The 15,284-nt window shown below is 46.0% G+C and carries 14 protein-coding genes; 6 read left to right on the top strand and 8 right to left on the bottom strand.

Going from position 1 to position 15,284, the window contains the following annotated elements:
- The first annotated feature begins 6 nt into the window (after positions 1-6).
- The 5 genes from B0G85_RS08935 to dnaQ all read left to right on the top strand — a co-directional run bounded on the left by B0G85_RS08935 (position 7) and on the right by dnaQ (position 6,534).
- Positions 7-816, top strand: coding sequence for a class I SAM-dependent methyltransferase (locus B0G85_RS08935; RefSeq protein WP_100380114.1), 810 nt, complete (start codon positions 7-9; stop codon positions 814-816).
- 9 nt (positions 817-825) lie between these two features.
- The gene (rnhA, locus tag B0G85_RS08940) at positions 826-1,281 is read left to right on the top strand and encodes a ribonuclease HI (protein ID WP_100380115.1); all 456 of its coding nucleotides are present in this window, start codon (positions 826-828) and stop codon (positions 1,279-1,281) included.
- Positions 1,282-1,397: 116 nt separating this feature from the next.
- Positions 1,398-2,720 carry an efflux RND transporter periplasmic adaptor subunit gene (locus tag B0G85_RS08945; protein ID WP_100380116.1) on the top strand — a complete coding sequence of 441 codons (1,323 nt, stop codon included), beginning with the start codon at positions 1,398-1,400 and terminating at the stop codon, positions 2,718-2,720.
- Positions 2,717-5,815, top strand: coding sequence for an efflux RND transporter permease subunit (locus B0G85_RS08950; protein WP_100380117.1), 3,099 nt, complete (start codon positions 2,717-2,719; stop codon positions 5,813-5,815). The genes B0G85_RS08945 and B0G85_RS08950 overlap by 4 nt, the downstream gene beginning before the upstream one ends.
- The gene (gene dnaQ / locus B0G85_RS08955; RefSeq protein ID WP_100380118.1) at positions 5,815-6,534 is read left to right on the top strand and encodes a DNA polymerase III subunit epsilon; all 720 of its coding nucleotides are present in this window, start codon (positions 5,815-5,817) and stop codon (positions 6,532-6,534) included. The genes B0G85_RS08950 and dnaQ overlap by 1 nt, the downstream gene beginning before the upstream one ends.
- Before the next feature lie 12 nt (positions 6,535-6,546).
- On the opposite strand, the gene B0G85_RS08960 is transcribed toward dnaQ, so the two are convergent.
- The 4 genes from B0G85_RS08960 to B0G85_RS08975 all read right to left on the bottom strand — a co-directional run bounded on the left by B0G85_RS08960 (position 6,547) and on the right by B0G85_RS08975 (position 10,599).
- The gene (locus tag B0G85_RS08960; RefSeq protein ID WP_100380119.1) at positions 6,547-7,629 is read right to left on the bottom strand and encodes a tartrate dehydrogenase; all 1,083 of its coding nucleotides are present in this window, start codon (positions 7,627-7,629) and stop codon (positions 6,547-6,549) included.
- 72 nt (positions 7,630-7,701) lie between these two features.
- Positions 7,702-8,361 (bottom strand): SprT family zinc-dependent metalloprotease, encoded by a 660-nt coding sequence (locus tag B0G85_RS08965; protein ID WP_100380120.1) that lies wholly within the window; start codon positions 8,359-8,361, stop codon positions 7,702-7,704.
- A 51-nt stretch (positions 8,362-8,412) separates the two neighbouring features.
- The gene (locus B0G85_RS08970; RefSeq protein ID WP_100380121.1) at positions 8,413-9,390 is read right to left on the bottom strand and encodes a Bug family tripartite tricarboxylate transporter substrate binding protein; all 978 of its coding nucleotides are present in this window, start codon (positions 9,388-9,390) and stop codon (positions 8,413-8,415) included.
- Between the two features lie 87 nt (positions 9,391-9,477).
- Positions 9,478-10,599: an NADH:flavin oxidoreductase/NADH oxidase gene (locus B0G85_RS08975; RefSeq protein WP_100380122.1), complete on the bottom strand. Its 1,122-nt coding sequence runs from the start codon at positions 10,597-10,599 to the stop codon at positions 9,478-9,480.
- 141 nt (positions 10,600-10,740) lie between these two features.
- On the opposite strand from B0G85_RS08975, the gene B0G85_RS08980 reads away from it, so the two are divergent.
- Positions 10,741-12,261: a CoA-acylating methylmalonate-semialdehyde dehydrogenase gene (locus tag B0G85_RS08980; protein ID WP_100380123.1), complete on the top strand. Its 1,521-nt coding sequence runs from the start codon at positions 10,741-10,743 to the stop codon at positions 12,259-12,261.
- 68 nt (positions 12,262-12,329) lie between these two features.
- Here the strand turns inward: B0G85_RS08980 and B0G85_RS08985 are convergent, their stop codons facing one another.
- From B0G85_RS08985 to B0G85_RS09000, 4 genes are all read right to left on the bottom strand, one after another.
- Positions 12,330-12,995 (bottom strand): amino acid ABC transporter permease, encoded by a 666-nt coding sequence (locus tag B0G85_RS08985; RefSeq protein WP_100380124.1) that lies wholly within the window; start codon positions 12,993-12,995, stop codon positions 12,330-12,332.
- Positions 12,995-13,726, bottom strand: a complete 732-nt coding sequence (locus tag B0G85_RS08990; protein ID WP_100380125.1) for an amino acid ABC transporter ATP-binding protein — start codon at positions 13,724-13,726, stop codon at positions 12,995-12,997. Before B0G85_RS08990 ends, B0G85_RS08985 begins: the two co-directional genes overlap by 1 nt.
- Positions 13,727-13,766: 40 nt before the next feature.
- Complete coding sequence (locus B0G85_RS08995; protein ID WP_232726010.1) at positions 13,767-14,411, bottom strand: amino acid ABC transporter permease; 645 nt, start codon at positions 14,409-14,411, stop codon at positions 13,767-13,769.
- Between the two features lie 62 nt (positions 14,412-14,473).
- The gene (locus B0G85_RS09000) at positions 14,474-15,226 is read right to left on the bottom strand and encodes a transporter substrate-binding domain-containing protein (RefSeq protein ID WP_100380127.1); all 753 of its coding nucleotides are present in this window, start codon (positions 15,224-15,226) and stop codon (positions 14,474-14,476) included.
- Positions 15,227-15,284: the final 58 nt, after the last annotated feature.

A 15,284-nucleotide genomic window follows, 5' to 3' on the forward strand; every position in this document is an offset into this window, starting at 1 on the left:
ACGATCATGATACCAACCCCACAAACCCCCCATCAGAAGCCTGCACCACCCTGGAGTTCATGGGAAAAGTGGCTACAGTCTCCGCCTGGGAGATACGTGCTTGCTTGGGAGCAGGCGTGTGTTGATCACATTGTGGCCGATGTCTTTGGATTTCATGCGGTACAGATCGGCTTACCCCAAATGAATACTTTGGCAGAAAACCGAATGCCACTTCAGGCTCTGCTGCTCGATGCAAAAGATGGTCAAAAGCGGATCGATGGCTTTCATGGTCACCAAATCGAAGGGAGCTCCAATGAACTTCCCTTTGCCTCTGAAAGCATCGATTTATTAGTTTTACCCCATGCACTAGAATTTGCAGCTGATCCCCATCAAATCTTGCGTGAGGCAGAGCGCGTCTTGCGTCCAGAAGGTCGATTGCTTATTTCTGGTTTTAATCCGGCCAGCCTTTGGGGTGCGCGCCAGTACTTTAGCCGTTTAGTTGGCTCGCCCTATTTGCCCCGAGATGGGCAATTTATCAGTCTAATTCGGATTAAAGACTGGTTACAGTTGCTCAATTTTTCGCTGGATCGAGGCCATTTTGGATGCTATAAGTTCCCGCTCAGTAGTGAGCCTGGCATGACTAGGATGGATTTTTTAGAACCCATGGGTAACCGATGGTGGCCTATTTTTGGTGCCGTGTTTTTGGTTTCTGCCATTAAGCGCCAACCCGGCATCAGGCTGATTGGTCGGATTCAAAGCAAACGTATTCCAGTGCTCGGGCAACTGAGTCCGGCATCAGAAACCCGCCAAAACCTCAAAACCCCTAAGACTAAGTGACAGAACGCTATGCCCAATTCCACTAACTTTCCCCATATTGTGATTTACACCGATGGCGCCTGCAAAGGCAATCCTGGGCCTGGTGGCTGGGGGGCAGTTTTGCGCTCTGGAGACCATGAAAAGCATATTCACGGCGGCACAAAACACACCACCAACAATCGTATGGAGATTAGCGCTGTAATTCATGCGCTCAAAGCCCTAAAACAGAGAAGCTCCGTAGAACTCTGGACCGATTCCCAGTATGTGCAAAAAGGGGTTACAGAATGGCTTGAAGGATGGAAAAAAAGGGGCTGGAAGACTGCCAGTAAGGCTCCCGTTAAAAACGCTGATTTATGGCAAGAATTAGATGCCCTTCTGCCGGATCACGAGATTTCTTGGCATTGGGTACGCGGTCATGATGGCCACCCCGGAAATGAGCTTGCAGATCTTTTAGCAAACCGGGGTGTAGAGGAATTTCTTACTTGATTGAATCAAGCCCTGTGGAACTCATATTACGCTAGCTTGTGAGAGAATAGTCTAGCTGTAATGAGGCGATAAATTGCCCATCAAACCCATATAAAACATAGAAAAGCGCCGAGACCGTGTCCAAAATTGAATCCACACTCGACAAGGCTGTAGCCAAGATCCCCGCCCTCAGAAATAGAGTCAAAGCCCGCCTTTGTAAGCTCTGGCAAAAAGTCACACCCACCGTCTCCCCCTGGTTCCTTAAAGTAAGCAATATTAACTACGCAACCGCTAAAGCATTTGCGCTTAAATACAAGTGGAGAATCTTCTTTCTACTCATTATTTTGTATGCCGGTTCAAAAACATACGACTATTTCTTCCCGGTATCTACAAAAGCAGGCGGTCCGGTTACCGTCACCACGATAACGGTAGATAAAAAAGATATCCCGCTCATCATTGAAGCAACTGGCACGATTGTTTCTAATAGCATCGTTGATATACGTCCAATGGTGACAAATACCGTCAGCAAAATCCATATTAAAGATGGTGAGGAAGTGAAGCAGGGTCAACTGCTATTCACTCTAGATGATCGTAACGACAAAGCAAACTTTGACAGGTTAAGCGCTTTAGCAAATGACGCCCAAAGCCAGTATTTGCGTGCCAAGGAATTAGTTGCCAAAAACTTTATTTCAAAGGCGGGTCTCGAAACCTCTTTTGCCAACGCTAAAGCAGCACAATCTGCTGCTCGCTCTGCTGAAGTTCAACTTTCTTTTGATTCCATACGATCACCCATTAACGGGCGCGCAGGCATCATCAATGTGTTTCCAGGATCATTGGTGCAGGCTAGTAATGTGGTCACAACTGCCACTAGCTCAACCGCCACTTCTAGTGTGGGCTCGATGGTCACCATCACCCAATTGAATCCTATTAATGTGCAGTTTGTGATTCCAGAAAAAGATATCCCGGTGTTATTGGAAAATCAATTAGATGGTGAGCCCCTAACGGTAAAAGTGACGGTGGGCGAAGGCAGCAAAAGAGTATTTGAAGGTAAGGTATTGGTCATCGACAATCAAGTGGATCCATCCATTGCCGCCGTGCGTGTAAAGGCGCAGATACCGAACGAAGCGATGACTCTGCTGCCGGGGCAATTTGCACGTGTTTCACTGGTAGCTAATAATTTACAGGGAGTGCTTGCAGTGCCATCCGAAGCAATTGTCATTAGCCCTCGGGGTAGACTTGTTTACACGGTAGATGGAGATGGTAAAGCTAGTCCAAAACCAATTAAAGTAGTTTATGAGTATCAAGGCACGTCTGTCATCACTGGTATTGAGCCAGGCGATAGAGTGGTTGTTGAAGGTAAACAAAACTTACGTCCTGGCAGCAAGGTAAAAGAAGCTAAGTCTGCCGAGCAAAAGAAAGCCACCCCAACATTAACCCCTTCGGCTGCTGACAAGAAATGAACTTATCTGAGCTATGCATCCGCCGTCCGGTAATGACGGTATTGCTCTCTGTATCTACTGTTATCGCTGGGGCGATAGCTTATTTAAACATTCCCGTTGCCGCCCTACCCAGCTTTAATACGCCTGTTATTTCTGTTAGCGCTTCACTACCAGGCGCCTCACCTGAGAACATGGCCTCTGCAGTTGCGTTGCCCCTAGAGAAGGAATTCTCAACAATCGATGGCGTAAAGGTCATTAGCTCTACTAACTCGCTTGGTAGCACCAGCATTACCTTGGAATTTAATAACGATCGAGATATTGATAAGGCTGCTGTAGATGTTCAAGCAGCGCTGCTCCGCGCGCAGAAGCGTTTACCAATCGAAATGACCGTGCCACCGTCATATCGCAAGGTCAATCCGGCAGACACTCCCATTCTGGTTGTGCGAATGCAGTCTCCCTCCATTAGTCTTTCTGATTTAAATGCTTATGCAGAAAATCTACTCTCTCCAAACTTGTCAACCATTAGCGGCGTTGCCCAAGTACTTGTCTATGGAGCTAAGCGCTACGCTGTTCGGGTCAGAGTTCGTCCAGATGCCTTAGGTAACCGTAATCTCACAATGGATGACTTGGCTACTGCAATCAATAAAGCCAACTCCAATAGCCCGGTAGGCGTTCTTGATGGGCCTCGCCAATCAATTACGATTTATGCAAATCCGCAATTAGTGCGGCCAGAAGAATTTGGCAATCTGATTGTGAGCCAGAAAAACGGATTACCGATCTACCTCAAGGATGTTGCTGAAGTCATTGAGAGCTACGAGGACATTAAAACCCTGGCCACTGTTAACGGTGAGCGCTCCATTGCAATCGCGGTCTTACGCCAACCCAATGCAAATACGGTTGATGTTGTCAGATCTGTAAAAGAGCTGTTGCCACAACTGCAAAAGCAGATGCCTGACTCAGTGCAACTTCAACTAGCCAATGATCGCTCTCTGTCTATTATTGAGGCAATTCATGATGTTAATTTAACGCTGGCCTTAACTGTCTTGCTAGTAGTTCTGGTGATCTTTTTGTTCTTAAAAAATATTGCCGCAACTGTTATCCCCTCTATCAGCCTGCCGATCTCATTAATTGGCGCCTTCTTTTTGCTCTACTTTTTAGGCTACAGCTTAGATAACATCTCTCTGCTCGGCATCACTTTAGCAGTGGGATTGGTGGTGGACGATGCCATTGTCGTTTTAGAAAATATCATGCGCTATGTTGAGCAAGGCATGGATCCACTCAAAGCCTCCCTAAAGGGCAGTAAAGAAGTGGGGTTTACGATCATCTCTATTTCCATCTCCTTGGTCGCGGTATTCATTCCCCTCTTTTTTATGCCCGGTCCTATTGGACTGCTATTTAGAGAATTTGCTGTTGTCGTTTCCTTATCGATCTTAGTTTCTGCAGTGGTCTCACTCACTGTTGTGCCAATGCTATGCAGCCGCTTCTTACCTAAGCCCGGACATGTCGTTAAGGAATATGCAATTAATAAGCTGTTTGACCGCTTTTTTAATTGGATGCTTGATTCTTATATTCACTATTTAGATTTAGCGCTTAAACACCGCAAGATTGTTTTATGGGGTGCTTTATCTACCTTTGTGATTACTGTTGTTTTATTCATTAATAGTCCCAAAGGATTTTTTCCCGAAGAAGACATTGGGCAGATTACCGTTACTACTGAAGCGTCTGAAGACATCTCCTTTAGGGCGATGCGCGTTCTTCAAGATCAAGCAGCTGAAATAGTAAATAGGAATGCTAACGTAGCCAGCTCAATCTCCATTGTTGGTGGAGGTTCGAGCTCGGGTAGTAATACTGGCAGAATATTTGTTGTTCTCAAGCCTAAGGGCGATAGAGAAAAAATGGCAAAGGTAATGGAAGGCCTGCGCAATCAATTTAAAGAAATACCAGGTCTACAGGTCTATATGCGCCCTGTTCAAAATTTACAACTAGGCGGACGTAGCAGTAAAAGTCGTTACCAGTTCACATTACAAAGCGTCGGCTTTGAGGGCGTTAATGAGTGGGCTGATAAGCTCATGCAGAAGATGCGTGCTGATCCCATTTTTCGTGATGTCACTAGCGATTCTCAGCTAAAAGGCCTTAATGTAAAAGTCAATATTGATCGAGAAAAGGCTGCTAGTGCCGGCGTTACCATTACCGACATCCGCGCTGCGCTTTATAACTCCTACGGGGAAAAACAAGTCTCGACGATCTACACGCCGGTCAACACCTACTATGTTATTTTGGAAGCGGCCGAAGATGATCGTCAGTATGAAACGGATCTAAATAAGATATTCGTTCGTGGCCGCGCAACTGATAAGTTAATTCCCTTATCCAGTGTTGCTACATTCACTCGATCTGTGGGCCCTACAGCTGTCAACCATCTGGGTCAAATACCAGCAGTGACACTTTCGTTTAATTTAGCTCCTGATGTATTTTTAGGTAACGCTACTGCAAAGATTGAGGCATACACCAAAGAAATTCAATTACCCTCTTCTATTATTACCAGCTATGGCGGAGATGCTGCGGTATTTAAGAGCAATCAATCGGGTCAGCTCATTTTGATTTTTGCTGCCTTGGGAGTGATTTATATTCTGCTGGGTGTTTTATACGAGAGCTACATTCATCCGCTGACTATTTTGGCTGGCTTACCTTCAGCTGCCATCGGTGCAATTTTGGCACTTCGCATCTTTGGATTTGAGCTAACCATCATTGCCTCTATCGGTATTTTGCTTTTGATCGGTATTGTGAAAAAGAATGCCATCTTAATGATTGACTTTGCTTTAGATGCGCAACGGAATCAAGGCATGTCGCCCGAGAAAGCGATTCGTGAAGCCTGTATTCTGCGTTTCCGCCCGATCATGATGACGACCTTTGCGGCGTTAATGGGGGCACTACCGATCGCCCTCGGAATAGGTGCCGGAGCAGAGCTTCGTCAACCATTAGGTATCAGTGTGGCAGGTGGGCTTATTCTCTCTCAATTTGTTACCCTCATTATTACGCCAGTGATTTATCTCTTCCTGGATAAATATGCAGGTAAAGGTCCAATGGAAATTCCCCAATCTGCACTAGAAGGCACCTAATGCGTCAAGTTATCCTCGATACTGAAACAACTGGACTGAGTCACGCCACGGGTGATCGCATTATTGAAATTGGTTGCGTAGAAATGATTGGCCGCAAGCTCACAGAGCGCACTTTTCATTACTACATCAATCCTGAACGAGATATTGATGCTGGCGCCTATGCTGTTCATGGCCTCTCTCGTGAATTCTTATCAGACAAACCTATTTTTGCCAACATCGTGGAAGAATTAATCGAGTTTGTAGATGGGGCTGAGGTTGTTATTCATAACGCCCCCTTCGACCTAGGATTCCTTGATAGTGAATTTGCCTTATTAAAACGGCCAACTTTCAGAGGTCTAGCTTCTAAGGTAACAGACACCTTAATAGATGCCCGTCAAATGTTCCCCGGAAAACGAAACTCACTAGATGCGCTGTGTGAACGCTTCTCAATCAGCAATCAACATCGAACGCTACACGGGGCGCTATTAGATGCTCAACTGCTAGCCGAAGTCTACGTAGCGATGACACGGGGTCAGGAAGATCTCTCTATTGATCTAATTGATTACACGGTGGGTACTGATGCCTCAGGGCAGATCAAGGCCCTGCCCTCCTCATTTAAGTTGCTAAAGGCCAATACGGAAGATTGTCAGCTCCATGAAATTATCCTAGCTGAGATTGCGAAGGCCAGTAAAAAGGACTCCGTTTGGAGTCCTCTCAGTACTGCAGTGACAAGCAACTAGTGGTTGCCGGCATTAAATTGCTGCTGCAATAGCCTTACCCAAATCATCTGTCTTAGCGCTACCGCCTAAGTCTGGGGTTAAAGACTTACCCTCCGCCAAAACCTTTTCAATAGCAGTAAAGATGGCCAGTCCTGCCTCTGGGTAACCTAGATGGTCCAGCATCATAGATCCACTCCAGATCTGACCAATAGGATTGGCAATCATCTTGCCGTAAATATCCGGCGCAGATCCATGGACAGGCTCAAATAATGATGGGAACTTACCTTCTGGGTTAATGCTTCCCGATGGCGCAACCGCAATTGTTCCGGTGCAGGCTGGACCTAAGTCCGACAGGATATCGCCAAATAAGTTACTGGCTACCACAACATCAAAGCGATCAGGGTTCATTACAAAATGCGCCGCCAAAATATCAATATGGTACTTATCCGTTCTTACCTCTGGAAACTGCTTAGCCATAGTCTCAACTCGCTCATCCCAGTAAGGCATCGTAATTGCAATGCCATTCGATTTGGTCGCTGAGGTTAAATGCTTTTTAGGGCGGCTCTGTGCTAAATCATAGGCATACTTCAGAATACGATCAACGCCTTGACGAGTAAAAATAGATTCCTGAATCACAAACTCACGATCGGTATCAGGGAACATTTTTCCCCCAACGCTAGAGTATTCACCTTCGGTATTTTCACGCACTACAAAGAAATCAATATCACCTGGCTTGCGATTAGCCAACGGACATGGCACACCTGGTAATAGTCGCACAGGACGCAAATTCACATACTGATCAAAGCCACGACGGAACTGAATTAAGCTACCCCACAAGGAAACATGGTCCGGCAGAATATCGGGCATACCAACTGCGCCAAAGAAAATAGCGTCATACTGCATGAGCGTATCAAACCAGTCGTCTGGCATCATTTTGCCGTGCTTCAAATAGTAGTCACAGCTAGCAAAATCAAAATGGTCAAACTGCATCCCAATATTAAATTTCTTATTGACTGCCTCTAGAGCACGCAAGCCCTCTGGCATTACTTCTTTTCCAATGCCATCACCTGCGATTACGGCAATCTGAGGATTCTTAAATATTTTCTTTGTATTCATATAACGTTCTCTTCCTTCTCTTCCTTCTATTGCATTAGATACTTCAATATTGGCAGCGGTGTTGTGTTTTTTCTAGCTAATAGCCCGACGAATATCGTCTGACTTAGTTTTTTTGCCTGTCACAGATTCAATGTTGTGATCTTCGGTATTCTCAATCGTTTCCATCACTGCTTCTTGCATACGAATATTATCTTTTGGGCAAATTGGAGCACCATAGGTGGCCCACTTTTTAAGTAGCGTGACTTCATAACCGCACTGACCACATTTGGCTTTATTTCGACTGGTATTACTTGGGCGTGGCGGAGGAAAGCTGATGGCTTGATGGGGGTATGGTCCAAGCTCTTGACTGATCATCATGAGTCTTACTACCAACTCCTCAGTAGCATGCGCCATTCGGGCAGGACCTTCCAGACCCACAGTTTGAGCAATTCCTTTGAAATCCTCACCATGGCCGCTAAAACAATCATCCACGGCATGACAGAGCTCATGCACTAAGGTATCGAGCAGCTGGACCGGGTCATCCAATTTTGGAGAGATAAAAATCTCATTAACCCCGCCTCCAGAGCGCTCACGGGGCCAGCATTGCCCCAGCGTAGTTCTCGGACTGCTCGATGCCGGAAATCCACACGACACACGGACTGGAGGAATAGCATAGCCCGCCCTAGAGAATACTGGCTCTAAGTGTTTTACCGCATCTTCTAACCAGGCCTCTCTTACAGAATGTTGCTTCATTAATGGTGTATTCAGTTTAGTGTTGTGAGGGATCTTTGCCGGTGCGGCTATTTAATCAAGCGTGATGTTAGCTGATTTAATGGCCTTGTTCCAATATGGAAGTTCTTTCTTTAGTAGAGCATCCATGGCTGTTGGCGTAAGGTAGCGTAGCTCTACACCAGCCGCATCTGAGCGCTCTTTAACTTCCGGCAGCGCTAAACTTTTTTTCACTGACTCTGTCAGTTTTGCGACCACAGGGGCTGGTGTTCCAGCGGGAGCGTATAAAGCGACCCAGGATTCTAGCTGAAAACCTGGTAGACCCGCCTCAGCAGTCGTAGGTACATTGGGCATTCCTGGATGCCTAATCTTTCCGGTTACCGCCAATCCTTTAAGCTTGCCGCTTTGTACATGCTGCATCACTGACGGCGGCGTTGTAATGAAGACTTGCACTTGACCGGCTAAAACGTCCTGCACTGCTGGTCCAGACCCTTTGTAAGGCACGTGAACCATATCAATGCCCGTGCTTTGCTTGAAGATTTCTGTACCGATATGAGAAACAGAACCATTACCCTGTGAGGCGTAATTGAGCTTTCCTGGGTTTGCTTTTGCATAAGCAATAAATTCTTTTAAATTATTCACTGGTACAGATGGATGGACCGCAATTACATTTGTTGAAACAGTTAACAATGCAATGGGAGAAAAATCCTTAATCGGATCCCAAGGTAATTTATCCATCAAGGCAGGGTTGCCGACGTGATATCCGGAATATGAAATTAATAAGGTGTAGCCATCAGGTTTAGCCTTAGCAACATACTGGTATGCAGTGTTTCCACTAGCACCTGGCTTATTGTCAACAATAACCGGTTGACCAATCACTCTCGAGAGGGGCTCACTTAACAAGCGTGCAGAGGTGTCCACCAAACCACCTGGCGGGTTGGGAACAATCAGCGAAATCGGGCGGTCGGGAAATGTCTGTGCTTGAGCAACACTTATTCCTAATGCTAAGCTAGCTATTACTAAAAAACGTTGCGCTATTGGAAGGTAGTTCATATGGATCTCCTGAAATATATTTTTATTGATGACTCTGCTTTCACAGGGCCTCAAGCTGCATTCTGTTTATTGCCTACCGCCTACCGCCTACCGCTGACCTACTTTGACATTACCAAAAATAGCCTGGGCTGCACGAGGCAAGCAACGCCAGTAGCGCTCATTGGAGGGCACAACACCCTCTAAAGCAGCGGCAGCTTCCCAGCCCCAACGTGGCTTATATAAAAATGCTCTGGCTAGGGCAATTAAATCCGCATCACCCTGCTGCAAAATATCTTCCGCTTCTTGGGGCTCAGTAATAAGACCTACCGTCATTGTTGGCAGACCAGATTGGTCTTTCACTATCTTAGCAAAAGGCACTTGATAGCGCGGGCCGATGGCGATCTTTTGTAAAGGAGAAATACCACCTGAAGAGATATGAACAAAATCACATCCCAAAGGTTTAAGCTGCGTTGCAAAATCAGCCGTTTCTTCAGGAGTCCAACCTCCCTCGATCCAGTCACTTGCGGATATTCGAATACCTAAGACACCTTGATAAGCGGCACGTACCGCTTTAAATAGCTCTAAAGGAAAGCGAATGCGGTTTTCAAAAGAACCGCCGTACTCGTCTGTTCGCTGATTGGCGATTGGAGAAAGAAACTGATGTAATAAATACCCATGAGCACCGTGCAGCTCAATTCCGTCAATACCAATTCGATCAGCACGTTTGGCTGACATCACAAATGCTGCAATTAACTCTTTGAGCTCCCCTGTAGAGAGTTCATGGGGTAAGCGTTCTCCATCCAACTGGGGAATTGCTGAGGGTGCAGCGGCTTCCCACCCACCCTGCGCCATGGACAGTAGTTGACCACCATCCCAAGGCGTCGCACTAGAAGCCTTGCGACCTGCATGGGCCAACTGAATGAATACTGGTGTTGCAGGGGCTAATTTGCGGGCCCTACTCAGCTTATCTTGCAGTGCCGCCTCGGTTCGGTCATCCCACAAGCCAAGGCAGGCTGGCGTAATACGGCCCTCAGGAGTAACGCCTGTGGCCTCAATGATGAAAAGCGCTGCGCCACTATTCAATAAATTACCCCAATGCATTAAATGCCAGTCCTGAGCCTCCCCATTGACCGCTGAATATTGGCACATTGGCGCCACTACAATGCGGTTTGCGAGCGTGAGGGGGCCTTTTGGAGAGCCCAAGGCATAGGTAGAAAAGAGCAGACTCATGAGGAAACCTTTAAATAACTAAAAATTGCTGTAAGCGATAAAATAGAAGGTGTAGGATAAACGAGACCATCAAGTCGTGCGGGCATTTGCCTAAACCCTTGAATTGAACCTAAAACCAGCAAAAGATTATTAAAAAATATGATGAATGCACCGCAAGCCTTTGAATCAAATGAAGATATCGGCCACTTTGTTAGTGGCAAGATCATTAATCCCAAAGATGGTCGCTTTTCCGACGTCTTTAACCCAACCAAAGGCATCGTTGCAAGACGAGTGGCGCTAGCAAGCCGTAAAGAAGTTGACGAGATAGTAGCTGTCGCTCAAACTGCCTTTAAGACCTGGAGCCAAACCTCCCCACTGCGTCGCGCACGGATTATGTTCAAGTACCTAGAGCTGCTAAATGCACATCGCGACGAACTGGCTGCCATCATCACCGCTGAGCATGGCAAGGTATTTACTGATGCCCAAGGCGAAGTGACCCGAGGTATTGAAATCGTAGAATTTGCAACCGGTATTCCGGAGCTGCTCAAAGGCGATTACACAGAACAAGTTTCTACCGATATTGATAATTGGGTCATGCGCCAACCTTTAGGTGTGGTTGCTGGTGTTACCCCATTTAACTTTCCAGTCATGGTGCCAATGTGGATGTTTCCCGTAGCAATCGCCTGCGGCAATACCTTCATTTTGAAGCCAAGCCCAACCGATCCAACTGCTTCATTGTTTATGGCTAGACTCCTGACTGAGGCTGGGTTGCCAGACGGCGTCTTTAACGTTGTTCAGGGTGATAAAGAAGCGGTGGATGCTTTGATCGAAAACCCTGATGTGAAAGCAGTCAGTTTTGTTGGGTCGACTCCAATTGCAAATTATCTTTATGAGCGTTGCGCCCACTTTGGCAAACGCTCACAAGCTCTCGGTGGCGCTAAGAACCATATGGTCATCATGCCTGACGCGGATATGGATAAAGCCATTGATGCACTGATTGGCGCTGCTTACGGATCTGCTGGCGAGCGCTGTATGGCGATCTCTGTAGCAGTGTTGGTGGGTGATGCCGCTGAAAGAATCATGCCTAAATTAATTGAGCGTACAAAAACCCTCAAAGTCAAAAATGGCATGGAGTTAGATGCGGAGATGGGTCCGATTGTGACTAAAGCAGCTCTAGAGCGTATTACTGGCTATATTGAGAGTGGTGTCGCTTCAGGCGCAAAACTATTGGTAGACGGTCGCGGCCTGAAAGTGCTCGGCAATGAGAATGGTTTCTTCATTGGTGGCACGCTATTTGATAACGTCACTCCAGATATGAAGATCTATTTAGAAGAAATTTTTGGGCCAGTCTTGTCTTGCTTGCGCGTAGCTAATTTTGCGGAAGCGCTGAACTTAGTCAATTCTTGTGAATTTGGTAATGGTGTGGCCTGCTTCACAAGCGACGGTAATATTGCGCGAGAATTTGCACGTCACGTTCAAGTTGGTATGGTCGGTATTAATGTACCTATTCCGGTACCAATGGCTTGGCATGGTTTTGGTGGCTGGAAGAAGTCCATCTTTGGCGATATGCATGCGTATGGCAAAGAAGGTGTTCGCTTCTATACCAAGCAAAAGAGTGTCATGCAGCGCTGGCCCCAGAGTATCGCTAAGGGCGCTGAATTTGCGATGCCAACCTCAAAGTAATACGCTAGAAACGCTTCACTAGAAAATGAATAGCGGCCTTCGGGCTGCTATTTTTTTGTTCCCATAATCTATGCAGGTATGAAATAACGGCGCTCAATCGCACGTGCTAATAAAACAATGGCTGAGACAAGTGCAAGATAAACAAGGGCTGCCATTAAATAGGCCTTAAAAAACTGAAAATTAGTAGCGGCTAACTCTTGAACGCGGGCAAAGAACTCGGTGTACTGAATCAGAAAAGCAACGGAACTATCTTTTAAATTGGAGATCACTTGATTAGTAAGTGCCGGCACAGATAGGCGGATCACTTGTGGCAATGTAATCCACTGAAATACCTGCAATGGATTAAATCCTTGGGCGCTAGCAGCCTCTAGCTGAGTTTTATCGAGACCGTTGTAAGCCGTTTTTAAATAGGCCGCGTTATAGGCAGCTACATTAAAAGTAAAGCCAATGAAAGCTACCGCAAATGGCGAGAGTCGAATATTCCACTGCGGTAGACCGTAATACATCAAGAACAATAAAACGATTAATGGCATTCCGATAAAGAAGGAAATATATGCATTTGTAATGCTACAAACAACCGGGCTTTTATTCAGAGTGCAATAAAACACCACAATACCCAAAAGCAATCCAGAAATACTTACGAGCCCAGCAAGCTGAAGCGTATTGAGCAAGCCAGTCAAAATCAAGGGCATCTGCTCCAGAAGATCTCTAGTAAAAGAGCTCCAAGCAGCCATCAGAATTTTTTCTCATTCTGAAAAAACGCCTGAATGATGGGGTCTGAATGTTGACTTAATACGTCAATACAGTCATCCGCACGAATAACGCCGCGATCTAAAAACATCACTGTATCGGCAATGTTACGAGCAAAATGGAGATCATGGGTCACGCAGATCATGGTGATTTCCTCGCCATGAAGTCGATTGACCAGGTCAGCAACATCCCTTGACATTACTGGATCTAAAGCTGAAGTCGGCTCATCAAGTACGAGTACCGCTGGGTCCATTGCCAGCGCACGGGCAATGGCAACGCGTTGCTTTTGTCCACCTGAAATCTGCGAGGGGTATTTGTCTTGATGGGCAATCATATCGAAGTGCGATAGCTCCAATAACGCCCTTTCCTTAGCCATCGCTTTATTCATGCCCTGCAATTTTTGCAGACCTAAGGTGACGTTATCCAACACGGTAAGGTGACTATATAAAGCAAACTGTTGAAAAACAAAGCCAATCTGTTTGCGCAGCTCCCGCACATCTACATCGGGACCTAGAATCTCTTTGCCCCTAAAAAGAATAGATCCAGATGTCGGCTCCACAAGACGATTTAAGCAGCGCAGTAAAGTTGACTTTCCAGAACCAGAAGCGCCCATCAATACCCGCACATCCCCTTCCTGAAGATCGAGATGAATGTCTGACAGAACAGTTTGCCCCTCAAACTCTTTTACCAAATTACGAACTTGGATTAATGCCACGCAATAACTCCATAAAAGTTTTTGGCTTGGATGCTGGGAATCATGCTGGATTCATCCCCGGAATTTGAAAGCGCTTATTCAAGGACTGCACTCCTAGTAAACAGACTCGATAAATCAAAAAGTAAAGAACGCCAACAGCGAGGTACACCTCTATACCGCGCAATGTTGTTGCAGTTAATGTCATGGCTTGCTTTGTAATTTCAGGAATACCGACGGTATAGGCAAACGGTGAGTACTTTAGAACAGAGGTGAACTCATTCACCATTCCCGGCAAAGAGAAACGGAGCATCTGCGGTAACTCGATATATCGCAAGATTTGTAGCCGAGACATTCCCATCGCCTCTGCAGCAAGGACTTCAGCAACATCAATCGAGTTAAATGCGCCACGAAAGACTTCTGCCAAGTAGGCTGATGCCACCAACCCCAGACTCAGGGCCATCGCCATTAAGGGGTGTACTTTGAGGCCAATACTCGGTAGGCCAAAGTACACCATAAAAAGCAAAACAAGCACTGGTACACCCCGAAAGACATAGGTATAGATATCAATCAGCAATCGCACCCAGGGTAGCTCTAGCCGACGCAAGCTGACCAGCGCTAGACCAATAACAAACCCGGTCGCAGAGCAAACCAGAGTAACCATTACGGTATAAAGCAGTCCTTGCGCCAGCTGCGCAAGAATATCCAAGAAATTCACGGAATAAGCTTTCGAATCACCAGCTAATGATTAAGAATGATTCTGCAGGGAAATTACTTCATCCACTTATCTAAAATCACCTTGATTTTTTCTGGACCCAGCTCAGTGAGGTATTTGTCAAAGTCATCGCGAAGCTTGGATCCTTTTGCAAAAGCAAAGCCCAGCTTATCGAAGCCTTTAAATTCATAACTACTCTGAATGGATAGATTCAGTTTATTTTGATAATTGAGAAAAACGGGCTCTTCAATAAAGGCCAGATCTAAATTACCATTTTGCAAGTCTGTAACTACCTCTGCATAAGACGGATAAAGTTTTACCTTGCTCAGTGAGTAGTAACCTTTTGGCGCAAGCTCATTCTTAATCAGATCGTCATAGGCCATGCCACGCGGGTAGCCGATAGAGTACTTTTTAAGTTGATTTAAATCAGTGATTTGAATGTTCTTATTCTTCATGCTAACTAGATGCCAAGAATTATCATAATAAGGCTGCGAGAAATCCATCGCTTCTTTACGCTTATCGGTAATAGAAATACCAGAGAAAGCTACGTCAGCCTGACCACTAGAGACGGCACCCAACATCCCAGCCCAGTCATAGGGCGTTACTTTGAACGTGCAAGCACGTGACTGACAGTAGCCCTGAAAAAGATCCATATCCACGCCAATAATTTGACCCTTATCGTCAAATAACATGGGGGGAGATGCTGGGGAAACGGCTACTTTAATTTCTTTAGAATCTGGAGATTTAGAGCAGCCTAAGATGGTCAGCGCCAGAATTGCGGCGAATAGTGCTGTAATTAAGCGCTTCATAGGTGTTACTCCGGTTCTATTGTGTAGTGAGGCCCATCTTGGGCATCAAAACAGTATA

It is taken from the genome of Polynucleobacter brandtiae, assembly GCF_002797575.1.
In the GTDB taxonomy this organism is placed as follows: domain Bacteria; phylum Pseudomonadota; class Gammaproteobacteria; order Burkholderiales; family Burkholderiaceae; genus Polynucleobacter; species Polynucleobacter brandtiae.